Annotated in this window: 11 protein-coding genes and 1 riboswitch; of the genes, 8 read left to right on the forward strand and 3 right to left on the reverse strand. The window is 69.6% G+C overall.

Annotated elements, in window-relative coordinates:
• Positions 1–9: 9 nt before the first annotated feature.
• Together JI745_RS22960 and JI745_RS22965 are read right to left on the reverse strand one after the other, a co-directional pair.
• On the reverse strand, positions 10–1,068 hold the full coding sequence (locus tag JI745_RS22960; protein WP_201812128.1) for a putative urea ABC transporter substrate-binding protein: 1,059 nt from the start codon (positions 1,066–1,068) through the stop codon (positions 10–12).
• 62 nt (positions 1,069–1,130) lie between these two features.
• Positions 1,131–1,245, reverse strand: a riboswitch (guanidine-I (ykkC/yxkD leader).
• Positions 1,246–1,377: 132 nt separating this feature from the next.
• Positions 1,378–3,279, reverse strand: coding sequence for a SagB family peptide dehydrogenase (locus JI745_RS22965; protein WP_201812129.1), 1,902 nt, complete (start codon positions 3,277–3,279; stop codon positions 1,378–1,380).
• A 259-nt stretch (positions 3,280–3,538) separates the two neighbouring features.
• On the opposite strand from JI745_RS22965, the gene JI745_RS26845 reads away from it, so the two are divergent.
• The 4 genes from JI745_RS26845 (at position 3,539) to JI745_RS22985 (ending at position 7,246) form a co-directional block, all read left to right on the forward strand.
• Complete coding sequence (locus JI745_RS26845; protein WP_201812130.1) at positions 3,539–5,128, forward strand: methyl-accepting chemotaxis protein; 1,590 nt, start codon at positions 3,539–3,541, stop codon at positions 5,126–5,128.
• A 22-nt stretch (positions 5,129–5,150) separates the two neighbouring features.
• On the forward strand, positions 5,151–5,681 hold the full coding sequence (locus JI745_RS22975) for a chemotaxis protein CheW (protein ID WP_201812131.1): 531 nt from the start codon (positions 5,151–5,153) through the stop codon (positions 5,679–5,681).
• Between the two features lie 34 nt (positions 5,682–5,715).
• Positions 5,716–6,306, forward strand: coding sequence for a response regulator (locus JI745_RS22980; protein WP_201812132.1), 591 nt, complete (start codon positions 5,716–5,718; stop codon positions 6,304–6,306).
• A gap of 79 nt (positions 6,307–6,385) precedes the next feature.
• A complete protein-coding gene (locus tag JI745_RS22985; RefSeq protein WP_201812133.1) occupies positions 6,386–7,246 on the forward strand; it encodes a sensor histidine kinase KdpD in 861 nt (286 codons plus the stop codon).
• Here JI745_RS22985 and JI745_RS22990 read toward each other — a convergent pair.
• Entirely contained in the window at positions 7,183–7,635 is a 453-nt protein-coding gene (locus tag JI745_RS22990) for a BLUF domain-containing protein (protein ID WP_201812134.1), read from the reverse strand. The genes JI745_RS22985 and JI745_RS22990 overlap by 64 nt on opposite strands.
• A gap of 121 nt (positions 7,636–7,756) precedes the next feature.
• On the opposite strand from JI745_RS22990, the gene JI745_RS22995 reads away from it, so the two are divergent.
• From JI745_RS22995 to JI745_RS23010, 4 genes are read left to right on the forward strand one after another with little or no spacing between them, the layout of a single operon-like run.
• The gene (locus JI745_RS22995) at positions 7,757–9,244 is read left to right on the forward strand and encodes an ABC transporter ATP-binding protein (protein ID WP_201812135.1); all 1,488 of its coding nucleotides are present in this window, start codon (positions 7,757–7,759) and stop codon (positions 9,242–9,244) included.
• Positions 9,241–10,245: an ABC transporter permease gene (locus tag JI745_RS23000; RefSeq protein ID WP_201812136.1), complete on the forward strand. Its 1,005-nt coding sequence runs from the start codon at positions 9,241–9,243 to the stop codon at positions 10,243–10,245. Before JI745_RS22995 ends, JI745_RS23000 begins: the two co-directional genes overlap by 4 nt.
• Entirely contained in the window at positions 10,238–11,110 is an 873-nt protein-coding gene (locus tag JI745_RS23005) for an ABC transporter permease (RefSeq protein WP_201812137.1), read from the forward strand. The genes JI745_RS23000 and JI745_RS23005 overlap by 8 nt, the downstream gene beginning before the upstream one ends.
• A 34-nt stretch (positions 11,111–11,144) precedes the next feature.
• The gene (locus JI745_RS23010) at positions 11,145–12,203 is read left to right on the forward strand and encodes a BMP family ABC transporter substrate-binding protein (RefSeq protein WP_201812138.1); all 1,059 of its coding nucleotides are present in this window, start codon (positions 11,145–11,147) and stop codon (positions 12,201–12,203) included.
• Positions 12,204–12,211 lie beyond the last annotated feature (8 nt).

Here is a 12,211-nt window from a genome sequence, read left to right on the forward strand (position 1 = left end):
GTCAGGCGCTCAGAGCTTGCCGTCGGCCGCCAGGCGCAGGTAGGTGTCGTCGAAGCGCAGCTTGGTGTTCTTGGCGTTGCCGTTGACCGCACCGCCCGGGAAGGCCACGCCGATCGCGTCGGCGCTCTTCGCCCCTTCGCCGAGCAGCTTCTTGTCGAAGGAGAACTTCGCCACGCGCTTCATCGTGTCGGCAAGCTTCGGGCTGGTGACGAAACTCACCGCGTCGGCCGGCGTGAACATCAACGCCGTGGTCTTGAGCTGCGACTGGTAGTCGGCGAGCGTGGTGCCCGAGGCCTTGGCCATGTGCGTGAGCGCGGGCGTGTTGCCGGCCTTCATCAGCGCCATCACCTCGAACCAGGCGCCGGTGAGTGCCTTGCCGAGCGCGGGGTTGTCCTTCAGCGTGGCGGTGTTGACGACCATCAGGTCGATGATCTCGCCAGGCACCTGGCTGGAGTCGAACACCTTCACCGCCCCGGGCGTGGCGGCGATGGTCGCGAGCTGCGGGTTCCACGTGACGGCAGCCGTGACCTTGGGCGTGCCGAAGGCGCCGGTGATGTCGGCGTCGGACGTGTTGACGACCTTGATGTCACGCTCGCGCAGGCCGGCCTGGTCAAGGCCGCGGGCGAGCAGGTAGTGCGAGACCGAGAACTGCACCAGGTGCACGTTCTGGCCCTTCAGGTCCTTGAGCGTCTTGCCGGCGCCCTTGAGCACGATGCCGTCGTTGCCGTTGGAGTAGCTGCCGGGGATCAGGGCCGTGCTGTCGACGCCGCCGGCGGCGGGGATGGTCAGCGCGTCCATGTTGGTCATGGTGCAGCCGTCGAACTGGCCTGCGGTGTACTGGTTGATCGACTCGACGTAGTCGTTGAGCTGCGTGACCTTGATGTTGATGCCGTACTTCTTGGCCCACTTGTCGACGATGCCCTGCGTGCCGGCGTATTCCCACGGCATCCATCCGGCGTAGATCGTCCAGCAGACGTTGAACTGGGTCTTGGGTGCGGCGTGGGCGGCGGTGCCGCACAGGCTGGCAAGGCTGAGGGCGAGGGCGCCCACGAGTTGACGCGAGAACATGACGACGGCACTCCAATAGAGTTGGACAAAGGGCGGGAGCAGCGTCACACCGCGTGGTGTGGCTCTCCCGGGCTTTTGTCCCGCCGTGTAACCTCAGTGAGGTCGCCAGCTCTCGGACCAGACATCCGCACGTGCCCCCAAGACAGCGCGCGGACCGGAACCCTAGCCAGCCATTTCTGGATCTGCAGCATGACGCTGTTCCCGAAGCGACGTGCTTGCAACAGCTGTGCCAGGCATTCTGCGAGTCAAATGAGTCGGATCGGTGCATGGCGGCCTGCGCCTGCACTGGCATGGGGCGCCGAGGGTCCGCTAGGCCTTCACGCCGAGGGCCGCGAAGTGCACGACCCACTCCTGCGCCGGGTCCACGCCCACCAGCGCGGCCGCCTCGTCGTCGTAGAAGGCGCCCACGCCGCACGCGCCCAGGCCACCGGCGCCGGCTTCGAGGTAGACACGCTCGCCGATGAGCCCGGCCTCGAGGAAGGCGTGGCGGTAGCCGCGCGCGGCGCCGAGCGGGTCGGCGGCGAAGCGCTCGCGGTCGATCGACAGCACGAAGACGACGTGGGCGTCGGTGATGACGTCCTGGTCCAGCCCCGCTGCGCCGGCGGCCGCGCGCAACGCCAGCGGGGCACGGCGCGGTGCCAGGGCGTGACGCTCTGCGTCGTAGCGGTAGGCGCCGGGTGCGAGGCCCGCCACGTGGTTGACGACGAGGTTCACGCGCACGGCGTGCGACAGCATCGGCCCCGCACCACCCAGGCCCGACAGCACGCCGGCGAGTGCGGGCAGCGGCAGTGGCGCGCCCGCGAAGCGGCGCACCGAGCGGCGTTTCGCGATCACCGCCAGCCAGTCGGGCGCGAGGGGCGGGGTGCGGGGCAGTGGGGGCAGGGTGGCGGCGGCCGCCGGTGCAGCGCGTTCGGCATGCGTCGGCACGGTCTCCACGTGCGGTGACGAGGCCGCCTGCAACGACGTTGCCGTGTGGATGGCACCGGTGACGCCGAGCGAGGGTAAGTGGCCAGCCGGTGAAGGTGGGCGCAGCCCAGGCCGGCCCACCGCAGGCGTGGCGGGTGGTGGGGACGGCGCTCCGAGGGCGGTGATCGCCAGCACGCCTTCGTCTGCCTGGTCCACGCCCAGCGCCTGTGCGACGCGCGCTTCGTCGAAGGCGGGCAAGAGCCGCATCGGAACGTCGAAGACGCGGGCCGCGACCCGCAGGTTTTCGAGCGCATGCCCCAGGTCCGCGAGCACGTAGCGATAGGTCCGGTCACCGTACTTGCGGCCGGTGCGCCGAAAGACTGCTGTCGCGACGACCAGCACCGGCGCGTCGCGCGCGGCCTCGTCGAAGACAGCGGCCTGCAGCATCGCGGCCGCGTCTGCCGCGCCGAGCGGTGCGAGCGCATGAGACTCCGCATCGTGGTGCCACACCCCCGGCGCCAGGCCGGGGAGCGCGCGCACCGCGAGGTAGAGCTCGGTCGAGAAGAGTGCGCCCGACGACGGCGATGCCCGCAGGATGAGCCCGCCGCGCGACTGCGTCACGCCGGTCGTGTGCCACAGGATGTCGGCGAGCGCGCCCAGGTCGAGCGGTGTGGCGCGCCGCGCGCCTGGCCCGGGCAGGCGGACCGGCACCGCCTTGGCGTACCGCTTGAACGGCGCCGGCGCGGCCCCCCAGTCCACGAGGGGCACGCTCGTCAACACGCCAGTACGCGAGTGCGACGTGAGCGCATGGAAACGTTCGACGATGCCGGGCTCTGCGCTGTCGGTCGCGGCGTCTGGGCGGTCAGGCGCGGCCACGTCGCGACGCCCGTGTCGCCACCCGAGCGCGTAGGCCAGGCTGGCGGCCGCAGCAATGCCGAGCGTCGCGAGCGCCCCGCGCCGTGCAGGCTGCGGCAGGGCTGCGCGATGCTCGGGCCCGGGCGCAACCTCGCGCGAACGCCGGCGCATGAAGAAGCGCCACACCACCCGGAAGTTGAAGACGAGGTGCAGCGCGACGAGCAGCACCGTGCCGTAGCCGAAGAGGTAGTGCCAGTCGAACACCGGCAGCTGCTGGTTCGCGACCCAGAAGATCCCCAGCCCGGCGGTGGCCAGCAGGTAGGCCAGCAGCAGCACGCTCGAGGCCACGTTGAGCGCCTGGCGCGAGGGCCTGCGGCCGCGCAGCATCTGCACGGCCAGGAGCACAGCCGCCGCCAGCAGTGGCAGCGCAACCCACAGCAGCTTGGGCATCGACGATCACCTCTCTCGGTGATCTTCGCGCGTCTCGACGTGCTGCACGTGCCGCCGCTGCCCATCACCCTGGTTTCGCAAAGCACCCCGGGTTGAACGCCTGAGCAACTGGGGCGCAAGCACCCTTCACTTCGCCGGATCGACCAGGGTCAAAACAACCAAAATGACCAAATCGGTACTTTTCCCTCAGTTGTTGACGGAAAACGCCCGACAACCAGAGTGAGGCGCGACTGGTGCCTCTCACATCAGCGGAGTACCCATGTTCAAGCAAACCCGGCTCGGCACACGCCTGGCCCTCGCGTTCGGCGCCCTCATCGTGATGGGCGCATTGGTGGCTGCCTTCGGCATCAACGGGCTGATGCGGCTCGACACCGTGAATGACGCTCTCTACGAGAAAGAACTGCTCGGCATTTCCTATGTCAAGGAAGCCAACATCAACCTGATCTACGCGGCCAGAGCACGCGGCCAATACACCCTGGCCACCAACGATGAAGAGCGCCAGGCCGCGCGCAAGACCTACCAGGAATCCGTCGACAACATGCGCATGTGGCTCGACAGGGCGCGGCCCCTCTTCTATCTGAAGAAGGGCCAGGACGAATTCGACCGGCTCGAGGCCATGATCAAGGTCTGGCTGCCCGCGGCCGATGCCTATTTCACCGCCGCGGCCGCCAAGGCGCTGCAAGCCCGTGATGCCGATCTCGCCAAGCTGGATCTCGCCGTCAGGCAGTCGAACAAGACCGTCGACGACCAGCTCACCCTGCTCACCAAGCTGAAGGAGGAGAACGGTGCCCGCGCCGCCAAGGAGGGCACCGAGCTCTTCAAGCTCATGAGCATCGTGATGGGTGTGCTGACCGCGGTCAGCGCCGTGTGCGGCGTCGTCGTGGGCGTGCTGATCACCCGCGGGATCACCCGCTCGCTGGGCGGAGAACCCGCCGACGTGGCCCAGGTGGCAAACGCCGTGGCCACCGGTGACCTCACCACCCGCATCGACACCTCGCGTGCTTCGCCGGGCAGCGTGGTTGCCGCGATGGACCACATGCAGCAGTCGCTGCGCAAGGTGGTGAGCCAGGTGCGCTCCAGCAGCGACAGCATCGCCACCGGCTCCTCACAGATCGCCACCGGCAACGCCGACCTCAGCCAGCGCACCGAAGAGCAGGCGAGCAACCTCCAGCAGACCGCGGCGTCGATGGAGCAGCTCACGGCCACGGTCAAGACCAACGCCGACACCGCGCGCCAGGCGACGCAGCTCGCGGCCACCGCGACGCAGGCGGCTGGCCAGGGAGGCGCCGTGGTGGGACAGGTGGTGCAGACGATGGAAGGCATCACCGCGTCCAGCAAGAAGATCGCCGACATCATCGGCGTCATCGATGGCATCGCGTTCCAGACCAACATCCTCGCGCTGAACGCCGCCGTGGAAGCGGCGCGTGCCGGCGAGCAAGGCCGCGGTTTCGCGGTCGTCGCGAGCGAGGTCCGCACGCTGGCCCAGCGCTCGGCTGGCGCCGCGAAGGAAATCAAGGGGCTCATCACCGAAAGCGTGGAAAAAGTGGAAGCCGGCAGCCTGCAGGTCGGCGAAGCCGGCCGTGCGATGGACGACATCGTGCTGCAGGTCAAGCGTGTCAGCGACCTGATCGGCGAGATCGGTTCGGCCACCCAGGAGCAGACCCAGGGCATCAGCCAGATCGGCGACGCGGTGAGCCAGCTCGACCAGGTGACCCAGCAGAACGCCGCCCTCGTGGAAGAAAGCGCGGCCGCCGCCGACAGCCTCAAGCAGCAGGCCTCTCGCCTGGTGGAGGCGGTGGGCATCTTCACGCTCGACGACAGCGACCGCCGCATCGGCGCCCCGGTCTGAGCCCCCGGTCGGAGGACACGCCATGGACATGATCCAGGAAGGCCTGCAGGTCGCGCGGCAGGTCGCCGCCACGCGGCCGGCGACGGCCGCCTCGGCTGAATACCTCAGCTTCCGGCTCGGCGCCGAGGAGTACGGGATCGACCTGCTGAAAGTGCAGGAGATCCGTTCGTACGAAGCCCCGACGCGCATCGCGAACGCACCGCGCTTCGTCAAGGGGGTGCTCAACCTGCGCGGCGTCATCATGCCGGTCGTCGACCCGCGCATGACCCTCGACTGCGAGCGCGCCGATGTCGACGACTTCACGGTGGTGATCGTCCTCAACGTCTGCGATCGGCTCGTGGGCGTGGTGGTCGATTCGGTGAGCGACGTGCTGGCCCTGGGCCCCGCCGACATCCGGCCGGCGCCGGAGATGGCGGTGAACTCGGAGACGCGCTTCATCAACGGCATCGCCTCGGTGCAGGAGCGCACCCTCATCCTGCTGGACATCGAGTCGCTGATGGCCGGCCCCTCGATGGGGCTGGTCGGCGTGCAGGCCGACGCAGGCTTGGCGTGAGGACAAGCAGGCGAGCCCTGCGTAAGATGCCTGCATGACCGAGGGCCCGCGCTCCTACTCGACGATCGACGTCGCCAAGCGTCTGGGCATCTCGCTCCAGACGGTGCAGCGCTGGGTGGACTCCGGCCGCCTCAAGGCCTGGAAGACGCCCGGCGGCCACCGCCGCATCGACGCACGAAGCGCCGAGGCACTGTTTGCGCAGCACGAGCAGGCCGCCGGCGTCGACGAACCCACTGTCTCTCCGGCACCGGCGTCGCCGCGGCCGGTAGGTGTGGTGGTCGTCGACGACGATGTCGTCGACCGCGAGCTGCTCGCGACGCTGGTCCAGGCGGCGCTGCCGGGTGCGCTCTTGCGAGTGGCCAGCAATGGCTTCCAGGGCCTCGTGATGATCGCGAAGTTCGCCCCCGAGATCGTGGTGACCGACGTCCATATGCCGCACATGGACGGCATCGAGATGATCCGCAACGTGCTCGCCGACGCGGCCACCCGGCCCCGGCTCATGATCGCCGTGTCGGCGAAGACCGCGAAGGAGCTCGCCGAGTTCGGCCAGCTCCCCTCCGAGGTCGTGCTGCTTCAAAAGCCCCTGGAGCGCGACGCGTTCATCAAGGCCCTGCAAGCCGCCTGAGCTGCGTGCACCCAAGCGGGGCACGCCTTTTGCCGCATGTTTTTCGCCAGCGTCGTGCCGGCGTACATCCGAGGACACGTTGCCCCGCTTCTTTCTTTGGGATGGGCTGCGAAAGGCCTTCTGCAGGCGTGCCTGCGGCGATCTCGAAGCCGAACCCCAGGCGACGCGCAAGGCGCTGGCGGAGGCGCTCGCCGACAACGCGCGCCTGCTCGACGAACGACGCGACACGGCCCTGCAGATCAGAGAGAAGAACCGGTTCCTCGGGAGCCTGTCGCATGAGCTGCGCGCGCCGCTGAACGCGATCATCGGGTTCTCGGAAGTCCTGGCCTCGAGCCCCCTCACGCCCGACTCGGGCAAGCGACACGAGTTTGCCCGGCACATCCACACCAGCGGTCGCCACCTGCTGCGGCTCATCAACGACGTCCTCGAGTTGTCGACCGTGGACGCCGAGGGCCGCGAGTTCGTGCCTGAGCAGGTGGATCTGCGCGAGCTGATCGCGCGCGTGGCAGACCTGCTGCACACGCCGCTCTTGCGCAGGCGCTTGCAACTCACGGTGGACGTGAAGGCCGAGGTGGCCGCCGTCGTGGTGGACCGGGTGGGCCTCAAGCAGGCCTTGCTGCGCCTGCTGACGCACGCGGCCGACATGGCGCCCGAAGGCACCGTCCTCACGGTGCGTGCGCGGCTGCAGTCGCCGGAGGGCTGCCGGATCGAAGTGCAGCTTGCGCCCTCGTTCGAGGGCCGCGGCAAGCAGGCGCTGGGTTCACCGAGCGTGAACCTGATGCTGGCCCGCCGCTGGGCCGAGGCCCGGGGCGGCGCCGCCGGGCAGTTCATCGACGCCGGCCTGGGCACCACCCTGTATCTGGTGCTGAACCTTTTTCAGCCCGTCGACCCCCTGCGGCGCCAGAAGTCTCGCAGCAGCGTCAGTCCCCCCGAGCCTTGACTGCGCGCGCTGGCGCGTGCGCGGGATCGTGCACCCTCCACCACCCAGTTGGCCGTCGAGATGGCCAGCAGCTCCGACTGGGAGGGCTGAGCCAGTGCCATGTGCCAGTCGGGAAACTCGCGCGCCCCGATGGGCTCGTTCATCAGCTCGACCAGGCGCGAGTGCTGGCGGCTTTTGCGGATGCGCTCATAGGTCTGCGCCATGGGCCCGGGCTCGCCCTCGAAGTACTGCATGAAGACGCCATCGCTGTAGATCAGCGCGCCCGTCACGCCGCTCTCCAGATTCAGGCGCCGTGCCTCGACCAGCAGCGCTTCCAGCCGGCCGTCGCCCATCGGCTGGACGCTGGCGCTGACATAGACGATGGCTTCGAGGGGGTGCTGGTCGGACATGGAGACGTTCTAGCCCATTCTGGCAATTTGCGTGCGCGTGTCTCCGCTTCACGGAATCCACTACCCCGGAACCACGTGCGGCCTGATGCCCGCCGCGAGGACCCGTTTCTAGAGTGCAGCCATGCACCTCCAACTGGTCGGCCTCACCAAACGCTTCGGCACGCTGACCGCCGTCGACGATGCGGCGCTCGAGATCCGCCCGGGTGAAGTGCTGGCCCTGCTCGGCGAGAACGGCGCAGGCAAGAGCACGCTGATGAAGATGCTCTACGGCGTGCACCTGCCCGATGCCGGCTGCATCGAGATCGACGGCCAGGGGCACGCAATCGCGTCGCCGCGCGCGGCCATGGCGCTCGGGATCGGCATGGTGTTCCAGCAGTTCAGCCTGGTGCCGGCCCTGACGGTGCGCGAGAACCTGGCGCTCGTGCAGCCGGCCGCGCCGTGGTGGATCGGACGGCGCGCAGCGCGGCTGGCCGCGATCGACACCCACCTGCAGTCGGTGGCGCCCGGCATCGACCCCGACTTGCGCGTGGATCGCCTGCCCGTGGGCCAGATGCAGCTCGTCGAACTGGCCAAGGTGCTGCTGCGCGACGCCCGCTGCGTCGTCTTCGACGAGCCCAGCGCCGTGCTCACGCCGCTGGAGGCCGAGCGCCTCTGGCGCCTGATGCGCGACCTCACGGCACGTGGCCTGGCCGTCGTGCTGATCAGCCACAAGCTGGCCGACGTGCGCGCCTGCGCCGACCGGGTGGCGGTGATGCGGGCCGGGCGGGTTGTCGCGCAGGTGCCCGCGCAGGACGCGACCGACACCCAGATCGTCGAGTGGATGGTGGGCCATGAGCCCGACGCGGTGCGTGCGCCGCAGGCGCCAGCGGCCGAGGCCGCCATCCGGCTCGAGCTGCGCGGCATGCACGCCGGCGTTGCTCAGGGCGTCGACCTGGCCGTGCGCGCCGGCGAGGTGCTCGGCGTGGCGGGGGTGTCGGGCAGCGGGCAGGCAGACGTCGCCGAAGCGATCGGTGGTGCCCGGCCGCTCGACGCCGGCGAGGTGATCCTCGACGGCCAGCGCCTGCGTGCCCCTCGGCTCGCCGCCAAGCCGACGCCGCAGCTCGGCTACATCGCGCCCGAGCCCTTGCGCAATGCGGTGGCGCCTGATCTGACCCTGGCCGTCAACCTCGCGCTGAAGCGCCTGCGCGAGCTGCCCTTCGTGCCTTCGGGCGAGATGCTCGCCGCGCGCGCCCGGCCGCTGATCGCGCGTTTCGGCGTGCGTCCCGCCGATCCGCTGGCAACGGCCGGTCGGCTGTCGGGCGGCAACCTGCAGAAGCTCGTCGCTGCCCGCGAGCTGGCCGACGAGCCGGCTGCCATCGTGGCCTGCTATCCGACGATGGGGCTCGACGTGTCGGCCACGGCCCAAGTCTACGAGGCCCTCTTAGGGCTGGCGTGCAGCGGCAGTGCGGTGCTCTGGGTCAGCGAGGACCTCGACGATTTGCTGCGGCACGCGCACCGCATCGCGGTGATGTTCGAGGGCCGGGTCACAGCCGTGTTCGACGCCGCGAGCGCGACGCGCGCCGAGCTCGGGGCCTGCATGGCCGGGCAGCCTCAGGCGGTGGCGGCATGAGCGCCGCACCGTGGCGCGAAGGTGCCGTCGCCATCACCGCCTTTGCCGTGCTGGCCGGCGGCTTCTTCCTGCTCATCGGTCGCGGCCCGGTCGACATGCTGATGGCCATCGTCCAGGCCGGCGCGGGCAGCGCCTATGCCCTCGGCGAATCGCTGCTGCGCGCGACGCCCATCCTGCTGTGCGCGCTCGCCACGCTGGTGCCGGCGCGGCTCGGGCTCGTCTCCGTTGGCGCGGAGGGGCAGCTCTACTTCGGCGCGCTCGTCGGCACCGGGATGATGCTCTTCACACCGCAGGCGTCCTTGCCTGGCGTGGTGATGGGCGGGATGGTGGGCGGTGCGGTGTGGGCGCTGGTGCCGGCGCTGCTGCGCGTCGTGGCCGATGTCAACGAGACGATCTCGACGCTGATGCTCAACTACGTGGCGTCGCTGCTTGTCACCTGGCTCGTCTACGGCCCCTGGAAGAACCCGCAGAGCCAGGGCTGGCCGGCCAGCATCGACTTCCCCGACAGCGCACGCCTGCCGCTGCTCGGCGACAGCCGCGTGCACGCGGGGCTGCTGATCGCGCTGGTGGTGGCCGCCGTGCTGCATGCGCTGCTCACGCGGAGCCGCTGGGGCCTGGTGCTCGACGTGCTGCGCAGCAACCCGCGGCTCGCACCCTTGGCCGGCCTGAACGTCGGCCGGCAGGTGCTGCTGACCATGGCCGTGGGCGGCGCGCTGGCTGGCCTGGCCGGCATCGCGGAAACGGCCTCTGTGCAGGGTCGCCTGCAGGCATCGTTCGCCAACGGCGCCGGCCTCTCGGGCTTTCTCGTCGCTTGGCTCGCCGGCAACCGTGTGCTGCCGGCGACCGTGCTCGCGCTGCTGGTGGGCGCGCTGCTCGCCGCAGGCGATGGCCTGCAGATGATGACCGACGTGCCGTCGTCGGCAGTTCTCGTGGTGCAGGGCCTGATGTTCGTGGCCTTGCTGGGTGCCGGCGGCTGGCGCAAGGAGGCGGGTCGTGTCTGACACCTTGCTGCAGGGCCTGCCGGTCTCGGCCTTGCGCAGCGCGGCGCCGCTGCTGCTCGTGCTGCTGGGCGAATGCCTGACGCAGCGGGTGGGTCGCATCAACCTCGGGGTCGAAGGCCAGATGCTGGTGGGCGCGGTGGCGGGGTATGGCGCCACGGCCCTCACTGGCGACCCGTGGCTGGGCATGGCCGCGGGCGCTGCCGCTGGCGTGCTGCTGTCGGCGGTCTATTCGCTGCTCACCGTTGCGGCGCGTGCCGACCAGTTCGCGAGCGGCCTGGCGGTGTGGATGCTGGGCTTCGGCGTCAGCGCCTTCCTGGGCAGCGGCCTCGTCGGCTTGCGCATCGAGGGCTTTGCGCCGGGTGTCGGCGGGCTCACGCCCACGCTGTGGATCGCCGTGGCCCTGGTGCCGGTGCTCGGCCTCTGGCTGTACCGCACGCGCACCGGCCTCGTCTGGCGCGCGGTCGGCGAGTCGCCGACGGCGGCGCGTGCCGCGGGCATCACGCCGTGGAAGGTGATCGTCACCGGCATCACGGCAGGCGGCGTGCTGTCGGGTCTCGGCGGCGCCGCACTGTCCATCGACCACACGCGCACCTGGGCCGAAGGCATGACCGCCGGCCGTGGGCTGATCGCCGTGGGGCTCGTGATCGTCGCCCGCTGGAACCCCTGGCTCACGCTGCCGGCTGCCCTCTTGTTCGGCCTCGCCGAAGCGCTGTCGCTGCGGCTGCAGGCCGCCGGCAGCGCGGTGCCGGCGCACCTGCTGCACACGCTGCCCTACCTCGCAAGCCTCGCCGTGTTTGCCGTCACCTGCGCGCGCCTCAAGGGTGGTGGCGGGCCCGAGGCTCTGCGTGCCGTTTTCGTCCGATGAACTTTCTTTCTTCAACCCCAGGAGGGACCGCCCCATGAAGCTGCTTCGCCATCTCGCCGTGCTCGCCTTCGCCGCCGGCACCGCCATCGCCCAGGCCGCCACCATCGGCTACATCTACGTCGGGCCTGAGAAGGACTACGGCTACAACACCTCGATGGACGTGGGCCGCAAGTTCGTCGAGAAAAACATCCCCGGCACCAAGACCCTGCATGTGGAAAACATCCCCGAGACCGCCGAGGTCGAGAAGGTGATGGAGCGCATGATCAAGCAGGGCGGCGCGAGCATCATCTTCGCCACCAGCTACGGCTACCTCGACTACGCCATCGCACTCGGCAAGAAGTACCCCAAGGTCGCCTTCCTGCACGCCGGCGGCCTGAAGACCAGCGACAACGTCGGCACCTACTGGGCCAACAGCGACGACGCGATGTACCTCGCCGGCATGGCCGCCGGTGCGGTGAGCAAGAGCGGCAAGCTCGGCTTCATCGCCGCGTTTCCGATTCCGCAGGTGGTGCGCTCGATCAACGCCTTCACGCTGGGCGCGCAGGCCATGAACCCGAATGCCACCACCACCGTGGTGTGGACCGGCGGCTGGCTGCAGCCCCCGAAGGAGGCCGAGGCCACCAACTCGCTGGCCGATGCCGGCATCGACGTGATCGGCGAGCAGGTCGACAGCCCGATGACCATCGCGCAGACCGCCGAGAAGCGCGGCATCTACATGGTCGGCAAGGATGTCGACGTGTCGAAGCTCGCCCCCAAGGCCGTGCTCACCGGTGCCTCGTGGAACTGGGGCCCGACCATGCTCAAGCTGACGAAGGAGATCCAGGCCGGCAAGTGGAAGCCCAGCCACGTGCGCGGCGACCTGAAGGACGGCACCGTGGTGCTCGACCCCTTCGGCCCCGCCGTGCCCGAGGCCGTGCGCAAGACCGTGCTCGCGAAGAAGGAAGACATCCTCAAGGACAAGTTCATCGTCTGGTCGGGCCCGATGACCGGGCAGGACGGCAAGGCCATCCTGCAGGCAGGCACGCGCATGCCGATGGAGCAGCTGGAGAGCATGAACTTCTTCGTCAAGGGCGTCGTGGGCACTGTGCAGTGAGGAGCCCG

Source organism: Piscinibacter sp. HJYY11, from assembly GCF_016735515.1.
GTDB lineage: Bacteria > Pseudomonadota > Gammaproteobacteria > Burkholderiales > Burkholderiaceae_C > Rhizobacter.

Coding starts and splice junctions, on each gene's coding strand:
- JI745_RS23000 (WP_201812136.1), top strand. CDS start 9,241: ATGAGCGCCGCACCGTGGCGCGAAGGTGCCGTCGCCATCACCGCCTTT.
- JI745_RS22965 (WP_201812129.1), bottom strand. CDS start 3,279: ATGCCCAAGCTGCTGTGGGTTGCGCTGCCACTGCTGGCGGCGGCTGTG.
- JI745_RS22990 (WP_201812134.1), bottom strand. CDS start 7,635: ATGTCCGACCAGCACCCCCTCGAAGCCATCGTCTATGTCAGCGCCAGC.
- JI745_RS22980 (WP_201812132.1), top strand. CDS start 5,716: ATGACCGAGGGCCCGCGCTCCTACTCGACGATCGACGTCGCCAAGCGT.
- JI745_RS22995 (WP_201812135.1), top strand. CDS start 7,757: ATGCACCTCCAACTGGTCGGCCTCACCAAACGCTTCGGCACGCTGACC.
- JI745_RS26845 (WP_201812130.1), top strand. CDS start 3,539: ATGTTCAAGCAAACCCGGCTCGGCACACGCCTGGCCCTCGCGTTCGGC.
- JI745_RS22960 (WP_201812128.1), bottom strand. CDS start 1,068: ATGTTCTCGCGTCAACTCGTGGGCGCCCTCGCCCTCAGCCTTGCCAGC.
- JI745_RS22975 (WP_201812131.1), top strand. CDS start 5,151: ATGGACATGATCCAGGAAGGCCTGCAGGTCGCGCGGCAGGTCGCCGCC.
- JI745_RS23010 (WP_201812138.1), top strand. CDS start 11,145: ATGAAGCTGCTTCGCCATCTCGCCGTGCTCGCCTTCGCCGCCGGCACC.